21 protein-coding genes and 2 tRNA genes are annotated in these 20,720 nt (G+C 71.1%); 10 read left to right on the top strand and 13 right to left on the bottom strand.

Annotation, left to right across the window (positions count from 1 at the left end; translation table 11 throughout):
- Nucleotides 1-46: 46 nt before the first annotated feature.
- The 4 genes from rsrA to AB0G52_RS07605 form a co-directional block, all read right to left on the bottom strand.
- On the bottom strand, nt 47-358 hold the full coding sequence (rsrA, locus tag AB0G52_RS07620) for a mycothiol system anti-sigma-R factor (protein WP_132888768.1): 312 nt from the start codon (nt 356-358) through the stop codon (nt 47-49).
- Complete coding sequence (sigR, locus tag AB0G52_RS07615; RefSeq protein WP_207921727.1) at nt 355-1,038, bottom strand: RNA polymerase sigma factor SigR; 684 nt, start codon at nt 1,036-1,038, stop codon at nt 355-357. Before sigR ends, rsrA begins: the two co-directional genes overlap by 4 nt.
- A gap of 256 nt (nt 1,039-1,294) precedes the next feature.
- The gene (locus AB0G52_RS07610) at nt 1,295-1,927 is read right to left on the bottom strand and encodes an alpha/beta family hydrolase (RefSeq protein WP_132888766.1); all 633 of its coding nucleotides are present in this window, start codon (nt 1,925-1,927) and stop codon (nt 1,295-1,297) included.
- A 24-nt stretch (nt 1,928-1,951) separates the two neighbouring features.
- Nucleotides 1,952-2,767: an SOS response-associated peptidase gene (locus tag AB0G52_RS07605; RefSeq protein ID WP_361334649.1), complete on the bottom strand. Its 816-nt coding sequence runs from the start codon at nt 2,765-2,767 to the stop codon at nt 1,952-1,954.
- Between the two features lie 51 nt (nt 2,768-2,818).
- Between AB0G52_RS07605 and AB0G52_RS07600 the strand changes: the two genes are divergently transcribed.
- From AB0G52_RS07600 to AB0G52_RS07585, 4 genes are all read left to right on the top strand, one after another.
- On the top strand, nt 2,819-3,541 hold the full coding sequence (locus AB0G52_RS07600) for a M50 family metallopeptidase (RefSeq protein ID WP_132888764.1): 723 nt from the start codon (nt 2,819-2,821) through the stop codon (nt 3,539-3,541).
- A 60-nt stretch (nt 3,542-3,601) separates the two neighbouring features.
- Nucleotides 3,602-4,930: a 3-phosphoshikimate 1-carboxyvinyltransferase gene (gene aroA / locus AB0G52_RS07595; RefSeq protein ID WP_132888763.1), complete on the top strand. Its 1,329-nt coding sequence runs from the start codon at nt 3,602-3,604 to the stop codon at nt 4,928-4,930.
- 12 nt (nt 4,931-4,942) lie between these two features.
- The gene (gene rsgA, locus AB0G52_RS07590) at nt 4,943-5,953 is read left to right on the top strand and encodes a ribosome small subunit-dependent GTPase A (protein WP_132888762.1); all 1,011 of its coding nucleotides are present in this window, start codon (nt 4,943-4,945) and stop codon (nt 5,951-5,953) included.
- Between the two features lie 76 nt (nt 5,954-6,029).
- Nucleotides 6,030-6,353, top strand: coding sequence for a multidrug efflux SMR transporter (locus AB0G52_RS07585; protein WP_132888761.1), 324 nt, complete (start codon nt 6,030-6,032; stop codon nt 6,351-6,353).
- A 24-nt stretch (nt 6,354-6,377) separates the two neighbouring features.
- Here AB0G52_RS07585 and AB0G52_RS07580 read toward each other — a convergent pair whose 3' ends face one another.
- Complete coding sequence (locus AB0G52_RS07580; protein WP_132888760.1) at nt 6,378-6,983, bottom strand: helix-turn-helix domain-containing protein; 606 nt, start codon at nt 6,981-6,983, stop codon at nt 6,378-6,380.
- Nucleotides 6,984-7,224: 241 nt separating this feature from the next.
- Here AB0G52_RS07580 and hisN point away from each other — a divergent pair, with 241 nt between their 5' ends.
- The 3 genes from hisN (at nt 7,225) to AB0G52_RS07565 (ending at nt 9,144) form a co-directional block, all read left to right on the top strand.
- Nucleotides 7,225-8,025: a histidinol-phosphatase gene (hisN, locus tag AB0G52_RS07575; RefSeq protein ID WP_132888759.1), complete on the top strand. Its 801-nt coding sequence runs from the start codon at nt 7,225-7,227 to the stop codon at nt 8,023-8,025.
- Nucleotides 8,026-8,225: 200 nt separating this feature from the next.
- Nucleotides 8,226-8,618 (top strand): CBS domain-containing protein, encoded by a 393-nt coding sequence (locus AB0G52_RS07570; RefSeq protein ID WP_361334642.1) that lies wholly within the window; start codon nt 8,226-8,228, stop codon nt 8,616-8,618.
- Nucleotides 8,619-8,724: 106 nt separating this feature from the next.
- Entirely contained in the window at nt 8,725-9,144 is a 420-nt protein-coding gene (locus tag AB0G52_RS07565; protein WP_132888757.1) for a Fur family transcriptional regulator, read from the top strand.
- A gap of 136 nt (nt 9,145-9,280) precedes the next feature.
- On the opposite strand, the gene AB0G52_RS07560 is transcribed toward AB0G52_RS07565, so the two are convergent.
- The 4 genes from AB0G52_RS07560 to AB0G52_RS07545 form a co-directional block, all read right to left on the bottom strand.
- Nucleotides 9,281-9,354: transfer RNA gene (locus AB0G52_RS07560), tRNA-Met, on the bottom strand.
- Between the two features lie 84 nt (nt 9,355-9,438).
- Nucleotides 9,439-11,280, bottom strand: a complete 1,842-nt coding sequence (locus tag AB0G52_RS07555; RefSeq protein WP_207921713.1) for a tetratricopeptide repeat protein — start codon at nt 11,278-11,280, stop codon at nt 9,439-9,441.
- A gap of 214 nt (nt 11,281-11,494) precedes the next feature.
- Nucleotides 11,495-11,568: transfer RNA gene (locus tag AB0G52_RS07550), tRNA-Met, on the bottom strand.
- A gap of 41 nt (nt 11,569-11,609) precedes the next feature.
- Nucleotides 11,610-14,570 carry a UPF0182 family protein gene (locus AB0G52_RS07545; RefSeq protein WP_361335115.1) on the bottom strand — a complete coding sequence of 987 codons (2,961 nt, stop codon included), beginning with the start codon at nt 14,568-14,570 and terminating at the stop codon, nt 11,610-11,612.
- A gap of 174 nt (nt 14,571-14,744) precedes the next feature.
- Here AB0G52_RS07545 and AB0G52_RS07540 point away from each other — a divergent pair, with 174 nt between their 5' ends.
- A complete protein-coding gene (locus AB0G52_RS07540; RefSeq protein WP_361334637.1) occupies nt 14,745-15,287 on the top strand; it encodes a PPA1309 family protein in 543 nt (180 codons plus the stop codon).
- 63 nt (nt 15,288-15,350) lie between these two features.
- Here AB0G52_RS07540 and AB0G52_RS07535 read toward each other — a convergent pair whose 3' ends face one another.
- The 4 genes from AB0G52_RS07535 to AB0G52_RS07520 form a co-directional block, all read right to left on the bottom strand.
- Nucleotides 15,351-16,448: a PDZ domain-containing protein gene (locus AB0G52_RS07535; RefSeq protein WP_207921711.1), complete on the bottom strand. Its 1,098-nt coding sequence runs from the start codon at nt 16,446-16,448 to the stop codon at nt 15,351-15,353.
- A 71-nt stretch (nt 16,449-16,519) separates the two neighbouring features.
- Nucleotides 16,520-16,684 carry a hypothetical protein gene (locus AB0G52_RS07530; RefSeq protein ID WP_165939349.1) on the bottom strand — a complete coding sequence of 55 codons (165 nt, stop codon included), beginning with the start codon at nt 16,682-16,684 and terminating at the stop codon, nt 16,520-16,522.
- Between the two features lie 116 nt (nt 16,685-16,800).
- Nucleotides 16,801-17,262 carry a molybdenum cofactor biosynthesis protein MoaE gene (locus AB0G52_RS07525; RefSeq protein ID WP_132888754.1) on the bottom strand — a complete coding sequence of 154 codons (462 nt, stop codon included), beginning with the start codon at nt 17,260-17,262 and terminating at the stop codon, nt 16,801-16,803.
- Nucleotides 17,263-17,411: 149 nt separating this feature from the next.
- Nucleotides 17,412-18,524, bottom strand: a complete 1,113-nt coding sequence (locus tag AB0G52_RS07520) for an SDR family oxidoreductase (protein ID WP_132888753.1) — start codon at nt 18,522-18,524, stop codon at nt 17,412-17,414.
- A gap of 192 nt (nt 18,525-18,716) precedes the next feature.
- Between AB0G52_RS07520 and AB0G52_RS07515 the strand changes: the two genes are divergently transcribed.
- Together AB0G52_RS07515 and AB0G52_RS07510 are read left to right on the top strand one after the other, a co-directional pair.
- Nucleotides 18,717-20,144 (top strand): zinc-dependent metalloprotease, encoded by a 1,428-nt coding sequence (locus tag AB0G52_RS07515; protein ID WP_132888752.1) that lies wholly within the window; start codon nt 18,717-18,719, stop codon nt 20,142-20,144.
- Nucleotides 20,141-20,662, top strand: a complete 522-nt coding sequence (locus tag AB0G52_RS07510) for an NUDIX domain-containing protein (protein ID WP_132888751.1) — start codon at nt 20,141-20,143, stop codon at nt 20,660-20,662. Before AB0G52_RS07515 ends, AB0G52_RS07510 begins: the two co-directional genes overlap by 4 nt.
- Nucleotides 20,663-20,720 lie beyond the last annotated feature (58 nt).

Raw genomic sequence — 20,720 nt, 5'->3', positions numbered from 1 at the left:
CCGGAGGATTAGCACATTCGGGTGACAAACCACCCGGGGAGAACGCTCAGCTCTCCTGAGGGGTGGCGGGGGCGACCGCCACGTCGCTCTCCGGGACGGTCTGGCCCGAACGGATCAGGTCCAGCCGCCCCAGCACCTTGGCCCGCAGGTCGCTCGGCACGTCGTCATGTCCGCAGCACCGCTTGACCAGCTTCTTCACGGCCTGCTCCAGCCCGTACTTCTCCAGGCAGGGCGAGCACTCGTCGAAGTGCTGCTTGAACTTGACGCGATCGACGTCCGGCATCTCACTGTCGAGGAACTCGTAGAGATGATCGAGTACCTCACTGCAGTCCGTCTCGTGCGGCTCTCCGCAGCTCATGAGCCCGAGCCTTTCGCTTCGTTCGACTCTCCGGCGCCCGCCGGGACGAGCCCGCGCTCACGCGCGTAGTCCTCCAGCATGCCGCGCAGTTGACGGCGGCCCCGGTGCAGCCGGGACATCACCGTACCGATGGGTGTCCCCATGATGTCGGCGATCTCCTTGTACGCAAAGCCCTCGACGTCGGCGAGATAGACGGCGATGCGGAATTCCTCGGGGATCGCCTGCAGCGCTTCCTTCACGTCCGAGTCGGGCAGGTGGTCGAGCGCCTGCGACTCCGCGGAGCGCAAGCCCGTCGACATGTGCGACTCGGCACGGGCGAGCTGCCAGTCCTCGATCTCCTCGGCCGCGGAGCGCTGGGGTTCGCGCTGCTTCTTGCGGTACGAGTTGATGAACGTGTTGGTCAGAATGCGGTACAGCCACGCCTTGAGGTTGGTGCCCTCACGGAACTGGTGGAAGGACGCGTACGCCTTGGCGTAGGTCTCCTGCACCAGGTCCTCGGCGTCGGCCGGGTTGCGCGTCATGCGCAGCGCGGCGGAATACATCTGGTCGAGGAATTCGAGCGCGTCCCGTTCGAAGCGCGCGGTGCGCTCCGCGGTCGACTCCGCGCCCACGCCCCGGCCCTCGGGCAGCTCCGCCTGGCCGTTGTCGGTCCCTGCGTCGGTACCGGTGACCGGACCCACCTCCTCAAGTTCCCGGGCAGGACCAAAACCGATCCCACTCGACTCGGAGGATAGAACACGACCCGTGCCTGCCGCCGCTCGAATAGGAGCGGTCTTGGCCGCGTGCAGCACCGTCCAGTCCAGGTCAGCGCTGCGCTCACGGCGCGGGCAGATGGTCGAACCCATGCGGCGGACTTCCTCTCCTTCGGCATCGGCACTGGTGTCCCAGCACTTCTGTCCGCCACAACAGTGCTCCGTCACGCAACATTCCCGGCCGTCACCCGAGGGCCGGGATCCATGCGGCGACCGCGTCCGTGATGATGGTCACTGCCCTGTCCTGCCCGATGTCCGCCCTCTTGGGCACCGCGAAGCCGTGGTCGGCGCCCGGCACCTCGACCAGTTCGTAGTCCCCCTCGGGGAACTCGGCCGGCTTGCCGAACGGGTCGTTGCCGCCCTGGACGACGAGCGTGGGCACCCCGGCCCCCAGCAGTTCCGCGGCGCGTGACTTCTCCGGCCGGCCTGGCGGGTGCAGCGGGAAGCTCAGGGCGAGGACTCCGGCCGCGCCCAGCTCCGTGGCCGTACGGCAGGCGACCCGGGCGCCCGCGCTGCGGCCGCCGGAGACCACCGGCAGCCCGGGTGCCGCGAGCGCGGGCCACACGCCCCGCCAGCCCGTGTCGAGCGTCTTCGGCGCGGGCGCGACCTTCCGGCCGGCGACCCGCCAGGGCTGCTCGACCAGCGCCACCGTCACGCCGTGCGCCGGGAGCGCGGCGGCGATCGCCCGCAGGTCCCGGGCCTCGATGCCACCGCCGGCCCCGTGGCCGACGGCCAGCACGAGGCGCGCCCGCTCCGCCTCGTACCAGGTGAGGCGGGCGTCCCCCGCCTCCGTAGCGACGATCTTCGATGTGGTCACGGCAGAAAGGCTAGAGGCAGGTGGCTAGAAGAGGGTGCCCTCTTCGGGGCCCGCCAGTTCCTTCAGCAGTTCCGGTCCGTTGTTGCGGACGTTGCTGACGGCCGTGGCGACCGGGTAGGCCCGCATCAGGCCCTCCGGTGGCGGGGCCAGCAGCGGCCGCAGGTCGTCGACGTCGGTGCGCGCCGGGTCGAGCCAGGCGTCCCACCGGTCCGGCGTCAGCATCAGCGGCATCCGGGGGTGGATGTCCGCCAGCGCCCGGGGGCCTTCCGCCGGGGCCACCGCGAGCGGCGCGGTCTCCGCCTCCGTCGTGATCACCGAGCACGTCGCCCACCAGGCCAGCGGATGGTCGTCGGGCAGCGTCCGGTCGCGCCAGAACTCGTACAGGCCCGCCATGGCGAACACGGACCCGTCGGCCGGGAGCACGAAGTACGGCTGCTTGCGCGGCCGCTTCTTCTTCCCCTCGACCTCCAGGTCGCGCTCCTCTTTGGCGGTGACCCACTCGTAGTAGCCGTCGGCGGGCACGATGCAGCGGCGGGCGGCGAAGGCGCGGCGGTACGACGGCTTCTCGTGCACGGTCTCGGCCCGCGCGTTGATCATCCGGGCGGCGCCCTCGGGGGACTTGGCCCAGGACGGCACGAGCCCCCACTTGAGCCTGCGCAGCTGTCGAACCGGGCGGCGGTCGTCGGCGTCTTTCAACGGACGGTCGAGGACGGCGTAGACCTCCTTGGTCGGCGCCACGTTGTAGTCGGGCTCCAGGGTCTCCTCGGGCTCCCACTTCTCGACTTCAAAGATTCCTGCGAGATCCTCGGGCCCACGACTGGATGCATACCGTCCGCACATACGTGCAACACTGCCAGACTTCACCTGCCCGTAGGGAGTAACCACCCGACCATGGAGAGCTCCGCCGCCCTCGCGCTGCCCGACCTCTGGGACCGTCTCACGGGCACCCAGTCCGACCCCGACCTGTGGGTGGTGCTCGCGACACTGGTCGCCGCGCTCGCGGTGGTCGTCCCGCACACCCTGTGGCGGATATCCCGCAACGCCGTCACCATCGCCCACGAGGGCGGGCACGGCCTGGTCGCCCTGCTCACCGGCCGCCAGCTCACCGGCATCAGACTGCACTCCGACACCAGCGGACTCACGCTCAGCCGGGGCAAGCCGCACGGCATCGGCATGATCCTCACGGCGGCCGCGGGCTACACCGCGCCCCCGCTCCTGGGGCTGGGCGGCGCGGCCCTGCTGGGCTCAGGCCGCATCACGCTGCTCCTCTGGGCCGCCACGGCCCTGCTCCTCGTCATGCTGGTGATGATCCGCAACGCCTACGGCGTCCTCACGGTGTTCCTGACCGGCGGCACCTTCCTGCTGGTGTCCTGGCTGGCGGGCCCCCAGGTGCAGGCGGCGTTCGCGTACGCGGTGGTGTGGTTCCTGCTCCTCGGGGGCGTGCGTCCGGCGTTCGAACTCCAGTCGAAGCGCTCCCGGGGCGGGGCGGGCGACTCGGACGCGGACCAGTTGTCCCGCCTCACCCATCTCCCGGCGGCCGTCTGGCTGTTCCTGTTCCACACGGTGTCGCTGTGCTCACTGATCGGCGGCGGCAGGTGGCTGCTGCACCTCTGACCGGCCCGCACGGCGCCGCACCCGAGGGCTCCACGGGCGGCCGCACACTAAAGTGACCCCATGGCCGCAAACCCCACCGCACCAACCGCCCTCTGGCCCGCCCCCCACGCGCGCGGAGCCGTCGACGCGACGGTTCACGTGCCGGGGTCCAAGTCGGTCACCAACCGCGCCCTCGTCCTCGCCGCCCTCGCCTCCGAACCCGGCTGGCTGCGCCGTCCGCTCCGGTCCCGCGACACCCTGCTGATGGCCGGCGCGCTGCGCGCGATGGGCGTCGGCATCGAGGAGGGCGTGGGCCCGGACGGCTCCGGTGAGGCCTGGCGCGTGATCCCCGCGGGGCTGCGCGGCCCCGCCACCGTCGACGTCGGCAACGCGGGCACGGTGATGCGCTTCCTGCCGCCCGTCGCCACCCTCGCCACCGGCGACATCCGCTTCGACGGCGACCCGCGCTCCTACGAGCGTCCCCTGCACGGCGTGATCGACGCCCTGCGCGCCCTCGGCGCCCGGATCGACGACGACGGCCGTGGCGCGCTCCCGCTGACCGTGCACGGCAGCGGCGCCCTGGACGGTGGTCCGGTGTCGGTCGACGCCTCGTCCTCCTCCCAGTTCGTGTCGGCCCTGCTGCTCTCGGGACCGTGTTTCAACCAGGGCGTGGAGGTCCGCCACACCGGTGCGAGCCTGCCCTCCCTCCCCCACATCCGGATGACCGTCGACATGCTGCGCGCGGTCGGCGCCCAGGTGGACACCCCGGAGTCGGGGGGCGAGCCGAACGTCTGGCGGGTCACGCCGGGCGCCCTGCTCGGCCGTGACCTGACCGTCGAGCCGGACCTCTCCAACGCCCAGCCGTTCCTGGCCGCCGCCCTGGTGACGGGCGGCAGGGTGCTGATCCCGGACTGGCCGTCCCGGACGACCCAGCCGGGCGACCGGCTGCGGGAGATCTTCACCGAGATGGGTGGTTCCTGCGAACTGACCGAGTACGGCCTGGAGTTCACCGGCTCGGGCCGGATCCACGGCATCGACGTCGACCTGGGCGACGTCGGCGAGCTCACCCCCGGCATCGCGGCGGTCGCCGCCCTCGCGGACTCGCCGTCCACGCTGCGCGGGGTCGCCCACCTCCGGATGCACGAGACGGACCGGCTGGCGGCACTCACCAAGGAGATCAACGAGCTGGGCGGCGACGTCACCGAGACCGCCGACGGCCTGCACATCCGTCCGCGCCCGCTGCACGGCGGGACCTTCCACACCTACGAGGACCACCGCATGGCCACCGCCGGTGCGATCATCGGCCTGGCCGTGGACGGCGTGGAGATCGAGAACGTGGCGACGACCGCGAAGACCCTGCCGGACTTCCCCGACCTGTGGGCCGGGATGCTCGGGAGCGGTGGGGCGTAGGGGCGTACGACCATGCGCCGCTACGGCAAGCACACCGACGAGGACGACATCCGCTCCCGTCCCAACCGCAAGGGCAACCGGCCGCGGACCAACATCCGTCCCAAGCACGAGGACGCGGCCGAGGGCATGGTCCTCACCGTCGACCGGGGCCGGCTGACCTGCCTGGTCGAGGACCGTACGATCCTGGCGATGAAGGCCCGTGAGCTGGGCCGCAAGGCCGCGGTGGTCGGCGACCGGGTGGCGCTGGTCGGCGACCTGTCCGGCAGGAAGGACACGCTGGCCCGGATCGTGCGCATCGAGGACCGCTCCTCCGTGCTGCGCCGGACCGCCGACGACGACGACCCGTTCGAGCGGGTGGTCGTCGCCAACGCCGACCAGCTGGCGATCGTCACCGCCCTGGCCGACCCGGAGCCCCGCCCCCGGCTCATCGACCGCTGCCTGGTCGCGGCCTACGACGGCGGTCTCACCCCCCTGCTGGTCATGACCAAGTCGGACCTGGCCCCGCCGGACAAGCTCCTGGAGCTGTACGGCGACCTGGAGATCCCGTACGTGGTCACGAGCCGCCGGGAGCTGGAGACGGGAGACGCGGCCCAGCGGGTCCAGGAACACCTCGACGGCAAGATCACGGCGTTCGTCGGACATTCGGGCGTCGGCAAGACGACCCTGGTCAACGCGCTGGTCCCGGTGGACCGCCGGCGTACGACGGGACATGTGAACGCGGTGACGGGCCGCGGCCGTCACACCACGACGTCCGCGCTGGCACTGCCCCTGGCCGACGACGGGGGCTGGGTCATCGACACCCCGGGCGTCCGGTCCTTCGGGCTCGCGCACATCGACCCGTCCCGGGTGATCCACGCGTTCCCCGACCTGGAGCCCGGCACGGTCGACTGCCCGCGCGCGTGCAGTCACGACGAGCCGGACTGCGCGCTGGACGAGTGGGTGGCCGAGGGCCACGCGGACCCCGCCCGCCTCTACTCGCTGCGCCGGCTGCTGGCCACGCGGGAGCGCACGGAGGGCGACTGACCACCGGGGTGTTTGTCCTGACCCGAGTTCGGTAAGTGCATAATCGCACCGAGCCGGACGTACGGGAGGACAGCACATGGCGTGGCTGCTGGTGATCGTCGCCGGAGTCCTGGAGACCGGCTTCGCCGTGTGCCTCAAGCTCTCCCACGGTTTCACCCGGCTGTGGCCGACGATCGCCTTCGCGTCCTTCGCCCTCGGCAGTTTCGGCCTGCTGACCCTCTCCCTGAAGAAGCTGGACGTGGGCCCGGCGTACGCGGTCTGGACGGGCATCGGCGCGGCGGGCACCGCCATCTACGGCATGGTCTTCCTGGGCGACCTGGTCTCGGTCCTGAAGATCGTCTCGATCAGCCTGGTGATCGCGGGCGTCATCGGCCTCCAGCTGTCGGGCTCCGCGCACTGAAGCGCCCGGCCCGTACCCCGTCCCTCAGACCGCCTGCCGCACCAGCACCCCTCGCACCAGCTCCGCCACCCCGCCGTCCCCGGGCGGCGCGGCCACACACGACAACGCGAGCCGGACGACGAGCTCGCACGACCGCGCCAGCTCCCGGTCTCCCTGCTCCGCCGCCGGCCCGGCGAGCACCGCCACCGCCCGGTCCCGCACGATCCGCACGAACTCCCCGGGTGACGGCAGCGGCCCGTCCGCGCGCCGCTGCGCCGGCACCGCGGACGACGACGGCACCGCGGAGAGCGTGGGCACCGGCAACCGCTCGCTCCAGCACCCCGTGAGCATCGCCCGCACCAGCACGCTCTCCCGGGCCGCCACCGCCGTCCACTCGGCCGTCGCCGTCAGGCGCTCCGGCATCCCGGTATGGCTGCCCAGCGCCCGCTCGACCCCCGCGAGATATCCGTCGGCCTCCCTGCGCACCAGCGCTCTGGCCAGGCCTTCCTTGCTGCCGAACTCGTTGTACAGCGTCTGGCGGGACACCCCGGCCGCCGCGGCCACGTCGACCATCCGAACGGCGGTCCACGGCCGGCGCGTCAGCGCGGCGTACGCGGCGTCCAGAAGGGATTCCCGGGCTGCAGGCATCATCGCCTCCCTGGGGCGAGCGACTCTGGGCCCAGATTTGACGCGGACGAATCCACTGTCAAGGGTTCGCGGGGGCACCGGGGGGGCGCCCTTCGGCCAACACGCGCGGGCGCACCGGGGTCCCCCGTCCGATCACCGCACGCTGCTCACCCGGCCGCTGAGCGGCGGCGCCACGGCGGCCCCCGAGATCCTCGGGCATCCCCCTGGTAGCCCCGCGCCCGCCCCGGCCGATAGCGTTCGTCGCATGCCGGACTACCTCGATGACCTGCGCCTCGCCCATGTACTCGCGGACGCGGCCGACGCCGCCACCATGGACCGCTTCAAGGCTCTCGACCTCAAGGTCGAGACCAAGCCGGACATGACCCCGGTGAGCGAGGCCGACAAGGCCGCTGAGGAGCTGATCCGCGGCCAGTTGCAGCGCGCCCGCCCGCGCGACGCGATCCTCGGCGAGGAGTACGGCGTCGAGGGCACCGGTCCCCGCCGCTGGGTCGTCGACCCGATCGACGGCACCAAGAACTACGTCCGCGGGGTGCCCGTCTGGGCGACCCTGATCTCCCTGACGGAGGCGGCCGAGGGCGGCTACCAGCCGGTCGTCGGCGTGGTGTCCGCGCCCGCGCTGGGCCGCCGCTGGTGGGCCGCGAAGGGCCACGGCGCCTTCACCGGCCGGAGCCTGTCCTCGGCGACCCGGCTGCACGTCTCCAGGGTCTCGAAACTGTCCGACGCCTCCTTCGCGTACTCCTCGCTGAGCGGCTGGGAGGAGCGGGGCCGGCTGAACGGCTTCCTGGACCTGACCCGCGAGGTGTGGCGCACGCGCGCGTACGGCGACTTCTGGCCGTACATGATGGTCGCCGAGGGGTCCGTGGACATCTGCGCGGAGCCGGAGCTGTCCCTGTGGGACATGGCCGCCAACGCGATCGTCGTGACGGAGGCCGGCGGCACCTTCACCGGCCTGGACGGCCGCCCCGGCCCGCACAGCGGCAACGCGGCGGCCTCCAACGGGCTGCTCCACGACGAGCTGCTGTCCTACCTCTCGGAGCGTTACTGAAACGGTCCTGTGGGGCGTGACGGGAGAACCTGAGGCAGAAGGGAGCGACCCTCCCCCTCACATATGAGCGCACACGCCCTCAATTGACTACGCGCACCCCCTTGTTGACTCCGGCTTTACCTGCCACCCTGAGAGCACCCCCACTTGTGAACTTGTGAATCGCCGAACTGTCGGCGGTTCCCTAGGAGGTGGCACCCTTCATGCTCGTCCGTGACGCCATGAGCACGGTGGTTCTCACCGTCGGCCCAGCCCACACCCTCCGCCAGGCAGCCGTCCTGATGTCCGCGCGCCGCGTGGGCGCGGCGATCGTCCACGACCCGGACGCCGGCGGCATCGGGATCCTCACCGAGCGCGACATCCTCAACTCCGTCGGCCTCGGCCAGGACCCGGACCGGGAGCCCATCCACGCCCACACCACCAACGACGTCGTGTTCGCCACCCCGACCTGGTCCCTGGAGGAGGCGGCCCGGGCGATGGCGGACGGCGGCTTCCGCCATCTGATCGTCCTCGACGGTGCCGAGCCGGCCGGGATCGTCTCGGTCCGCGACATCATCCGCTGCTGGGCCGGCACCCGCGCGCCGCAGCCCGTCTAGGCCCGGCCCGAACCGGAAACGATGAATTGGACTCGATCCAATTCCGAATCTGGTCCAAAGTCACACCTATTCGGAGAATGGTCGGTCGACTGTTAGGCTGGTTTCCATGAGTGACCTTCTGGAACGGCTGCGTGGACGCGGGTGGCGGATGACCGCGCAGCGACGCGTCGTGGCCGAGGTTCTCGACGGCGACCACGTCCACCTGACGGCCGACGAGGTCCATTCCAGGGCCGTCGCCAAACTTCCCGAGATCTCCCGGGCGACCGTCTACAACACGCTGGGCGAGCTGGTCTCGCTCGGCGAGGTCACCGAGGTCTCGACGGACAAGCGCGCCAAGCGGTACGACCCGAACGCGCACCGGCCGCACCACCACCTGGTGTGCTCCCGGTGCGGCTCGATCCGCGACGTCCACCCGACCGGCGACCCGCTGGCCGACCTCCCCAGCTCGGAGCGGTTCGGCTTCACGGTCTCCGACGTCGAGGTGACCTACCGCGGACTCTGCCCGGACTGCGCGACAGCCGCCTGACACCACGCCCCCCGAAGGCCCCGGCCGCTCACCACGAGCACCGGGGCCTTCGCGTCGCACCGGTACACGGGGATCCTGAACCGGAGAAAAACCGAGGGCCGGAATCCGTTTCCGGATTCCGGCCCTCGGCCTTCAGTAGCGGGGACAGGATTTGAACCTGCGACCTCTGGGTTATGAGCCCAGCGAGCTACCGAGCTGCTCCACCCCGCGTCGATGAATGGAACACTACGTGAGGGAGACGGGAAGAAGCAAATCCATTCCCGCAAGCCCGGCTGACCTGCGAAAAGGGCTGGCTCACGCGGACAGCTCCTCCCGCAGGGCGTCCCGCAGCCGCCCCGCCCGTTCGCTCACCTCGGCCGGCCCCAGCGCCACCGCGCGGTCGGCCCAGCGCTGCCCCTCGGCCAGCTCGCCCCGACGCGCGTAGACCAGGGCCAGCCGCAGCGCCGCCCGTCCGTGACCGGCGTCCGCGGCCCGCTCCCACCACACCGCGGCCTCCGGCTCGCTGCCCTCGCGGGCCAGCAGCAGGCCCAGGTTGAACGCCCCGTTCCGGGAACCGGCCTCGGCCGCCGTCCGGTACCACCGCGCCGCCTCCACCACGTCCCCGCGCGCCGCGGCCAGCATGCCGACCCGTACCTGGGCCCGCCGGTGCCCCTGCGAGGCGGCCCGCTCGTACCACTCCTCGCACTCCGTCTTCACGTGCAGCGACGACTCCCCGAGCTCGTGCTCGGACACCGCCGGGCGGCGCGCGTCGAGTACCGCGGCCAGCCGGTAGGCGGCCTCGGCGCTGCCGCCGCCCGCCGCACACCGCAGGTGCCGTTCGGCGGCGGCCTCGTCGCCCTCGCGGAGCCGGGCGATGCCCACCTGGAGGGCCGCCTCGGTGTGCCCGGCGGCGGCCGCCTGCTCGTAGCAGCGCAGCGCGACCCGGTCCTCGCCCCGCCCGGCGTACAGGATGCCGAGGTTGAAGGCGGCGTCCACACTGCCCGCCTCCGCGGCCTTGGAGAACCACGGCAGGGCGCCGGAGGTGTCGCCGCCCTGGAGCAGCAGGATGGCGAGCGCGTTCGCGGCCTCGCGGTGCCCGGCGTACGCGGCCCGCCGGTACCACTGCTCGGCCTGCGCGGTCCGCCCCTGCTCGGCGCAGAGCAGCCCGAGGTTGTACGCCCCGTTGTCGTCACCGGCGTCCATCGCCGCCCGGTACCAGCGCTCGGCGGTCTGGGTCTCGCCGCGCTCGGCGTGCAGCGCGCCGAGCGCGTTCGCCGCGTTGCCGTCGCCGTCCTGGGCGGCCCGCAGCCACCAGATGGCCGCGTTCTCGGTGTCCCCGGCGTCCCGCAGCAGGAAGCCCAGCGCACAGGCGGCCCGCGCCTCGCCGTCCTTGGCGGCGGTCAGGTACCAGCGTCCGGCCTCCTTGAGCTCGCCGCGCTTCTCCAGGATCGCGCCGAGGTGCAGCGCGGCCCGCCGGTGCCCGCGCGCGGCGGCCTGGCGGTACCACTGCTCGGCCTCCGCGGCCTCCTCGGCACCGGCCGCGGCCTGCGGGCCGACACCGTTGTCGCCCCCAGGGCCGTCCTCGTCCACCGCCGTCCTGCGGTCGAGCGCCCGCGCCAGCCGGTACGCCGCCTCCCGGTGCCCGCGCTCGGCGGCGGCCCGCATCCACCTCCCGGCGGCCGCGTCCCCCCGGTGCTCCAGCAGGTCCGCGAGTGCGTAGGCGCCGAGCGCGTGCCCCTGCTCGGCGGACTGGCGCAGCCAGTACTCGGCGGCGGGTTCGTCCCCGCGCTCACGGTGGTGGCGGCCCAGCGCGTGGGCGGCGGCCGCGGATCCGGCGACGGCGGCGATCCGCCACCAGCCGGCCGCCTCGTCCGGGTAACCGCGCTGGTGCAGCAGGACCCCGAGATTGTTGGCGGCGGCGCGGTCGCCCGCGGCGGTGGCGGCACGCAGTTGGGGCTCGGCTCCGTCGAGGTCGCCGCGGCGCAGCAGCATGGCGCCGAGGACGCTCATCGCCTCGACGTCACCGCCCTCGGCCTGGAGTCGGCGGCGTGCCTCCTCAGCGGCCTCGGCGGCCTCGTCGCGGGTCGGCTCCTCGCCCGAAGGCTGCACAAATCGCCCTGTCTCGAACAGAGTTGCCTTGTCCCCCATAACGTCCATCGTCGCACCACCTGCAACCTGGGTACACCACGTATACCGCAGACCGTGAGGTCACTTCAGCGTTTTGTCGACATGCCCACAGAACGACAAGTCAAACACATCTCACCCAACTCCCCACGGCGGCACGGCGTCTCATCGACCTGTACATGCGTTCGTCGCCGGCCGGACACCACGAAGGCCCGGATCCCAAGAGGATCCGGGCCTTCGATTGCAGTAGCGGGGACAGGATTTGAACCTGCGACCTCTGGGTTATGAGCCCAGCGAGCTACCGAGCTGCTCCACCCCGCGCCGTTGCCTGTCAACAGTACCACGGCGCGGGGCGGACTTGATCATCCACTCGGACTGCTGCCGGGACTGCTGCCGGAACCGGGGCTGCCGCTCGGACTCGCGGCGGGGCTCGGGCTGCTGCTCGGGGTGGTGCCACCGCCCTTGCCGTTCGCCTTCGTCTGCGCGTCCTCGGCCCGCTTCAGCGCGTCGCGCAGATCGTCCTGGGCCTTGCCGTACGCGGTCCAGTCGCCCTTCTTCAGGGCCTCCTGGCCCGCCTCGAAGGCCTTCTGGGCGTCGTCGAGCGCGGCTTGGACCGTCGGGTTCCCGGACGTCGGCGGTGTGGTCGTCCCGGTGTCCGAGGAACCCGTGCCCGAACCGTCCGAGCCGAACACCTTGTTGAGCGCCTCGTCCAGGGTGTCCTCGAAGGCGGTCCGGCCCTCGAAGGTGACCAACACCTTCCGCAGCAACGGGTACTTGACGCCGGCGCCGCGTACGTAGACCGGCTCCGCGTACAGCAGCCCGCCGTCCAGTGGCACGGTCAGCAGATTGCCGTACTCGACCTCGGAGTCGCCGCCCTTGAGGAGTTTGATCGCGGCGGCGATGTCCTGTTCGGAGTTGAACTTGCTCTGGACCTGTTTGGGTCCGTCGACGGTCGTACCGGTCGGCAGTTTCAGGATTCTGATCTTGCCGTAGTCCTGCGAGCCGGCCTCGGAGTCGACCGACATGAAGGCGCTGAGGTTGTTCCGCCCGTTGGGGGTGAACGTCGTCGACAGGGAGAACGCCTGCCCGCTCTGGTCCGGCATCTTCATGCTCAGGTAGTACGGCGGCACCGCGTTGCCCGACTTGTTGGTCGGGTCGTCGGGCACCTGCCACACCTCGCTGCCGGTCAGGAAGGTCTGGGCGTCCGTCACGTGGTAGCGGGTGAGCAGTTCGCGCTGGACCTTGAACAGGTCCTGCGGGTACCGGAGATGGTCCAGCAGGTCCTTCGAGATGGCGCTCTTCGGCTGCACCGTGCCGGGGAAGGCCTTCATCCAGGTCTTCAGCACCGGGTCCGCGGTGTCCCACTGGTAGAGCTTGACCGCGCCGGTGTACGCGTCGACGGTCGCCTTCACCGAGTTGCGGATGTAGTTGACCTGGTTCTGCTGGGCGACCACCGCGCGCGAGTTGTTGGCCGCGGTCAGCGAGTCGGCGGTGGTGTCACCGAGCGTCGTACGGGAGGCGTACGGGTAGCCGTTCGACGTGGTGTAGGCGTCGACGATCCACTGGATGCGGTGGTCCACGACGGCCGGATAGGCGTCGCCGTCGATGGTCAGCCAGGGCGCGACCGCCTCGACACGCTCCTTGGGCGTGCGGTTGTACAGGATCCGCGAACCCTCCCCGATCGCACCGGAGTAGAGGATCTGCGGCTCGTTGAACGCCACCGCGTAAGCGGCCCGGTTGATGGGGCTGGAGAGACTGACCCCGCTCCTGCCCGCGTAGCTGGTGGTCTTCTCACCGCTGTCGTCGGAGTAGTCGATCTCCTTCTGGGGACCGCCGACGATCGAGTACGTGGTCGTCTTCTCGCCGTAGTAGATCCGCTGCTGGTACGTGCCGAGGTCGCCGGTGGACGGCAGGTCGGACTCGGTGAAGACCGGCTGCCCCTGGCCGTCGGCCTCGGTGCCCTTGGCGGCGACCACTCCGTAGCCGTGGGTGTAGCGGAAGTGGTCGTTGATCCAGTTGTTCTTGGGAATGCCGTCGAGGTTCAGCTCGCGCAGACCGATGACGGTGTCCTGGACCTTCCCGTCCTTGGTGTAGCGGTCCACGTCCAGATTGGTGGGGAACGCGTAGTAGTTCCACATCTGCTGGGCCTGCTGGAACGTCGGCGAGACGATGTTCGGGTCCATGATCCGGATGCTCGCCGTCGAGTCGACGTCGTCCCGGAGCCTGGTCTTGTCCGTGGTGGTGCTCTTGCCCGTGTACTCGGTGACCTTCGTGTCGTCGATGCCGTAGGCCTCGCGGGTCGCCTTGAGGTTCTTCTGGACGTACGGGGCTTCCTTGGCCTGCTCGTTGGGCTGGACCTGGAACTTCTGGACGATCGCCGGGTAGAGGCCGCCGATGAGGATCGCGGACAGGACCATCAGACCGAAGCCGATCACGGGCAGCTGCCAGGTCCGCCGCCACAGCGTGGCGAAGAACAGCAGCGCGCAGATCACGGCGATGCAGAACAGGATGGTCTTGGCCGGCAGGTAGGCGTTCGCGTCGACGTACCTGAGGCCCGTCCAGTTGCCGGTGGCCTTGAAGTCGCTGGACTTGACGGCCAGTCCGTACCGGTCCAGCCAGTACGCGACCGCCTTGAGCGCGACGAAGATGCCGAGCAGCACCGAGAGGTGACCGGTCGCGGCACCGGTGGCGCGGGCGCCGGGGCTGGTGACGCGCAGCCCGCCGTACAGGTAGTGGGTGAGCGCGGCGGCGATCAGGGAGAGGATCGCGGTGGCGAAGCCGAAGCCCAGCAGGAACCGGTACCAGGGCAGGTCGAAGGCGTAGAAGGAGACGTCGAGGTGGAACTGCGGGTCGCTCTGGTGGAAGGGCACGCCGTTGACCCACATCAGCCAGGTGCGCCACTGCCCGGCCGCGGACGCGCCGGCGATCAGCCCGACCAGCGCGGTGACCGCCAGCAGCAGCCACCTCTTGTACGGCGCGATGCCCATCCGGTAGCGGTCGAGGCTCTGCTGCTCCGTCGACATGGCGCTCAGCGGCGGCCGCAGCCGGTGCGCGAGCCAGACGTTGAAGCCCACCGCGGCGGCCATCAGGAGACCGAAGACGAAGAACAGCCCGATCTTGGTCCACAGGGTGGTGGTGAACACCGAGGAGTAGTGCACCGACCGGTACCAGAGCCAGTTCGTCCAGAAGCCCGCGAACATGCTGAACGCCATGCCGAGCACGGCGAGGACGCCCAGGGTCAGGAGCAGGGTCCGGACGCGCCGGGACGGACGTCCCGCCGCTCTGATCCGTGGCCCCGTCGGGCCTCCGCCGCGGTCCGGCATCTGGAAAGCCAAGGTGCGCACCTCGAAGTCGCTGTTGAGTCTGCTTCTTGCCGTCAGGCCCTGGGGTTCGTGGGCCTTCCGTGGTCCCCCGTGATCGCGAGGCCACACCTATGCAACTTACTCACGGTTTACTCGGTTCCCGATTCCGGCCATGAACGAGGCAGGATTGTGACCATGTCCAACACTCCCATGGCAGGGAACCCGCTCACCCGGGCCGTACTCGAGATCGACGAGTACGCCTCCGGCCTCGGCTGGGACCAGCCCGCCCGCCTCTTCGCCCTCGTCGACACCGTCCGGCTGCGCTCGCAGGAACCGGCACTCGCCGCCCAGCTCGGTCTGGAGGACGAGTCGGCGACCGCCGGTCTCACCCCGATCGAGCAGGACGAAGTGCCAACGGACAAGGCACTGGACGAGTTCCTGGGCACCATCGCCTGGCCGGACGCGGTGGTCGGCTGCGCGCTCACCGTGGAGCGCCTGATGCTGCCGCCGTCCGCCGAGTCCCAGGTGCCGGAGGGCATGAGCGGGGCCAAGCTGACCCAGTGGGTGGCGAACCACCCCGACCGTCAGGAGGTCCGGATGACCGTCGCCGTCCTGCGCGACGGCAGCCGGGAATCGGCCGTGCGGCTGCGCGAGAAGGACTCGCCGACGGAGGTCCTCACCGGCCCCGACCTGATCCCAGGCCTGGCGGAAGCTCTGAAGGCGACGTTCGAGGACTGAGGCCCTCGCCCGCGGCTGCCCGCGGTGCCCCCTTCCGGAGGGCACCGCGGGCAGCCGTGTCTCTCAGCCCTTGGTGGTGCACTTCGGCAGGGCGCCGGTGTCTCCGTCGCGGATGTCCTTGAGGGCGCCGAGGGCGTCGTCCATGGTCTTGACCTTGACCAGGGTGAGCCCGCTCGGGGTGTCCTTGGCGGCCTCGGCGCAGTTGTCGGCCGGGGTCAGGAAGTACTGCGCGCCCTTGCTGCGGGCCCCGATGGTCTTCATGGAGATGCCGCCGATCGGGCCGACCGTGCCGTCGTCGTCGATCGTGCCGGTGCCGGCGACGAACTTGCCGCCGGTGAGGCTGCCCGGGGTCAGCTTGTCGTAGATGCCGAGCGAGAACATGAGTCCGGCGCTGGGGCCGCCGACGTCGGCGAGCTTGATGTCGATGGAGAACGGGAAGGTGTGGTCGGTCCCCGCGGAGATCCCGACGATGGCGCGCTTCTGACCGGTGTCGTCGGAGGTGGTCGTGGTGACGGTGACCTTCTCGGTGGTGGTGGCCGTCTTGTTCGCCTTCTCGGCGGCGGCCTGCTCCTTGGCCGGTACGACGGTGAAGACGACGTCCTGGCCGGGCTTGTGCCGGGTGACCAGCTTGGCGACGTCGGAGGGCTGCTTGACCGCGGTGCCGTCGACGGCCTTGATCACATCACCGGCGTGCAGCCTGCCCTCGGCCGGAGAGCCCTTGAGGACCGTGGAGACGATCACCCAGGACCGCACCGGGATGCCGAGCTCCTTCAGGGCGGCGACCTTGGCGCTCTCCTGGGACTGGCTGAACTCCTCGGCGTTCTCCTGGGTGGACTGCTGTTCCGTCTTGCCGTCCGGGTAGAGCGTGTCGTGGGGCACGACCTTGCTGTCGTGCGAGAGCCAGCCGTAGACCGCCTCGACCAGGTTCATCTTGTAGTCGGCGCTGGTGACCCGGACCGTGGTCATGTTCAGGTGCCCGGAGGTGGGATAGGTCTTGTGCCCGGAGACCTGCAGCACCGGCTCGCCGTCGTGGTCCCCGAGCGTGTTCACGGTCGGGCCGGGGGACATCTCCGAGTAGGGCACGTTGATGAGCACTCCCGCGCACAGGAGCGCGATCAGCATCAGGGTGGAGGCGAGCATCGTCGCGGTGCGGCGTGGCATGGAAAGACAGTACGGGACGCGTCTGTCAGCGCACCGTCAGGGCCGTCCGTCGCACACGCCCCGGCGGGGTCTCAGCGGCCGGAGTGGGACCGCTCCATGGCCTCGCGGAACCGGGCGTACCCGTCGAGCTCGGGGCCGTCGCTGCGCACCTTTCTCGTCCGGTTGGCCCAGCCGCCCCACAGCGCGGCACCGACCGCCGCCACCAGCGGAATCAGCAACCAGACGAGCGCCGCCATGCCGACCTCCTACCCCACGACCGTCCGCGACTGACTGATCAACAGATTAATCACCCGCACTGACAACGCTCACGCGAGGGGTACGGTTACGCAACCGGAGTGTCGGCGTGGGTCCTTCAGCAGGCCCCGACCCATTCCTCCGTCCCGTCGGAGAACTTCTGGTGCTTCCAGATGGGCACCTCGTGCTTGAGGTCGTCGATCAGCTTCCGGCAGGCTTCGAATGCCTCCCCCCGGTGCGGACACGACACACCGACGACCACGGCGAGATCACCCACCCGCAGGTCCCCCACCCGGTGCACGGCGGCCAGCGCCCGCACCGGATACTCGGCGACGACCTTCTCGGCGATCCGCCGCATCTCGCTCTCGGCGCTGGGGTGGCACGAATACCCGAGCGCGTCGACGTCGGCGCCCCCGTCGTGGTTCCGCACGGTCCCCACGAACAGCGCGACCCCGCCGGCCGCGTCGTCCCCGAGGGCCGCGAAGACCTCGTCCACGGAGAGCGCGCTCTCGCGGATCGCGATCAGCCGGACGGGATCGTCGCCACCCAGCTCACCGGGATGATCATTCACAGCAGCCATGCCTCCATGGTGCCGCACGCCCGCGAGCGCACGGAATACGATCAACACCCGTCACGGGCGCGTGGCCGTTCGGAGACTTCTACAGCACCGCTCTCCCGGTAGCACCGTATTTTCCGCCGGCTGCCCTCCCGGCGCGGGGACGGAGGGCGTCAGATGCGCCGCCGGGCCTTCCGGGCGCGCCGCACCACGGCCGCCGCACCCAGCAACGCGACCGTGGCACCCGCGGCACCGGCGGCCGTCGCGTCCTTGCGCCCGAGCCGCCGCCCGACGACGGTGTGCCGCCCGGCCACCTCCTCCAGCAGCTCGGCGAGCACCTCCTCGTTCGTCCACCCGGGACGCCACCCGGCGTCGTGCAGCCGGCTCCCGCTGACCACCCACGGATACATCGTGTAGGCGAGGTCCCCGGCCGGTGACGGCGTCAGCCCGATCCGGTGCAGCCGGGCCGCGGCGCCGAGCGCGACCGCCGACGGCAGTTCCATCCGCCGGATCCCGCTCAGCTCCTCGACCTCCTCCTGCTCCAGCCACCCGTCGCAGCCGACGGCGAGTTCCCCGTCGACCTTCTCCAGGACGGCGTACTCCAGGGCGCTGCACAGATCCTCGACGTGGCAGAACTGCCAGGCGGGCCGGGAACCGGCGACGACAAGGAGGCGCGGCGACTCGAAATACCTGGTCAGAGCCGTGTCGGTGCCACCGACGAGCACCGCGGGGCGTACCACGGTGACATTGAGGCCGGGATGCGCGCGCGGCGCCCGGCGCGCGAGCCGCTCGATCTCCAGCAGGTCGCCCACGCCCGTGGCCTCGGCGGTCGCCCGCAGCTCCGCGTCCTCGGACAACGGCAACTCGTTCTCCGGAAGCGCTCCGTAGACCATCGCGGAGGTGCACAGCACCACACGGTGCACCCCGGCCGCGGCCGCCGCCGTCAGCACGGTCTGCGTGCCGCGCACGTTGTAGGCCGTACGCGCCGCCGGGTCCGTCTCCAGATCCAGGTCGAGCGCGAGGTGCACCACCACGTCGGCCCCGCGCAGCTTGTCCGCGATGGCCGGATCCCGCACGTCGAGGATGTGCCACTGGGCGTCCGCGCACTCCCCGCGCCGCTCGTCGATGGCGATGACCTGCTTGATCTCCTCGGACGCGGCCAGCAGCTCGGTGAGCAGCGCGCCGACCCCGGTCGCGGCACCGGTGACGGCGACGACGGGCCCGCGCATGACGGGAGGGGTTGACGGGTTTCGCGCTGCGCGAACCTGCGGATCTGGGGAACTCACCGGGCGTCTCCAGCGGTTGTCTTCAGTACGGGCGCGAGTGACGCGTACGTACCAGGTGGCATCCATCCTGCCGCAGGCCGACTGTCGGCGAAGCACCGAGGCCCGATCGGGCCGGGGTGTCTACGCTGGGTGGTGTTGTCGGGCAGCCGCGCCGCCGGAGAGAACCGGTGGCCTTACCAGCCGAGGATTCCCGTGAGTGACACCCCATTCGGTTTCGGCCTTCCGCCGGAGGAGCCGGAAGACGGCGACGAGGGCAAGAAGAAGGACCAGCAGAGCGGTGGTGGGCAGGGACCGGCCAACCCGTTCGGTTTCGGTACGCCCGGCGCCGGCGGCTTCGGCGGCCCCGGCGCCGACAATCCGTTCGCTGCCATGTTCGGCTCGCTGAACCCCACCGACCTGGGCGCGGCCTTCCAGCAGCTGGGCCAGATGCTCTCCTACGAGGGCGGCCCGGTGAACTGGGACATGGCCAAGCAGATCGCCCGCCAGACGGTCTCCCAGGGGACGTCGGACGGCGTCAAGGACGCGAGCGTCGGTCCCGCCGACCGCACCGCCGTGGCGGAGGCCGTGCGGCTGGCCGACCTGTGGCTGGACGACGCGACGTCGCTGCCGTCCGGGTCGGGCTCGGCGGTGGCGTGGTCACGCGCGGAGTGGGTCGAGGCGACGCTGCCCGCCTGGCAGGAGCTGGTCGACCCGGTCGCCGAGCGGGTCGGCGCCGCGATGGGCGACGTCCTGCCGGAGGAGATGCAGGCCATGGCGGGCCCGCTGATCGGCATGATGCGTTCGATGGGCGGCGCGATGTTCGGCACCCAGATCGGGCAGGCCGTCGGGGTGCTCGCGGGTGAGGTCGTAGGGTCGACCGACATCGGCCTGCCGCTGAACCCGCCGGGCAAGGCCGCCCTGCTGCCGGTGAACATCGAGGCGTTCGGCAAGGACCTCGGTGTGCCCAAGGAGGAGGTGCGGCTGTACCTCGCGCTGCGCGAGGCGGCCCACCAGCGCCTGTTCGCGCATGTGCCGTGGCTGCGCTCGCACCTGTTCGGCGCAGTCGACGGTTACGCGCGCGGGATCAAGGTCGACACGGCCAAGCTGGAGGACGTGGTCGGCCAGTTCGACCCGCAGAACCCGGAGCAGCTGCAGGACGCCCTTCAGCAGGGCATGTTCCAGCCGGAGGACACCCCCGAGCAGAAGGCCGCCCTGGCCCGTCTGGAGACGGCTCTGGCGCTCGTCGAGGGCTGGGTCGACGCGGTGGTCCACGCGGCCGCGAAGCCGCGCCTGTCGTCCGCGGACGCGCTGCGCGAGACGCTGCGCCGGCGCCGTGCCACGGGCGGTCCCGCCGAGCAGACCTTCGCCACGCTGATCGGCCTGGAGCTGCGCCCGCGCCGGCTGCGCGACGCCTCCCGGCTGTGGGCCTCGCTCACGGACGCCCGCGGTGTCGACGGGCGGGACGCGCTGTGGGCGCACCCGGACATGCTGCCGACGGCGTCCGACCTGGACGACCCGGACGGCTTCGTGCACCGCGAGCAGCTGGACTTCTCGGAGCTGGACAAGATGCTCGGCGAGGCGGCGGAGAAGCCCGACCTGCGCAAGAAGGACGACCGGGCAGAGGGCGACGACACCGAGTGAGCCTGTACGACGACGCGGTCCTCGTGCTCAAGGGGTACGAGGGCCAGGAAGAGCTGCGCCAGAGCTATCTGGATCATCTCGCCGCCCATCCGGACGGCCTGTGGAAGGCCTGTCACGCGGGCCATGTGACGGCGAGCGCGCTGGTGATCGACCCCGAGCACGGCCGGGTGCTGCTGACCCTGCACAGGAAGCTGGGGATGTGGCTGCAGATGGGCGGCCACTGCGAGCCCGGCGACGCCACGCTCGCGGAGGCGGCCCTGCGGGAGGCGGCGGAGGAGTCCGGGATCTCCGGCCTGACACTGCTGCCGGGCGGACCGGTGCGGCTGGACCGGCACCCGATCCCCGCGCCGTGCCACTGGCACTTCGACGTCCAGTACGCGGCCCTCGCTCCGCGCGGCGCGGCCCACGCGATCAGCGACGAGTCCCTCGACCTGCGCTGGTTCGCCTATGCCGAGGTTCCGGAGGTCGCCGACGACTCGGTCGTGCAGCTGCTGGCAGGAACCCGCGCGCGGCTCTGACGGGCAAGGGGCGCTGACGGGTAAGGGGCGCTCGCGATGGCGGGCGCCCCTTACTTCG

Origin of the sequence: Streptomyces sp. NPDC021562, from assembly GCF_040640875.1 — a bacterium.
In the GTDB taxonomy this organism is placed as follows: Bacteria; Actinomycetota; Actinomycetes; order Streptomycetales; family Streptomycetaceae; genus Streptomyces.
This window is presented reverse-complemented; position numbering and strand designations above follow the sequence as displayed.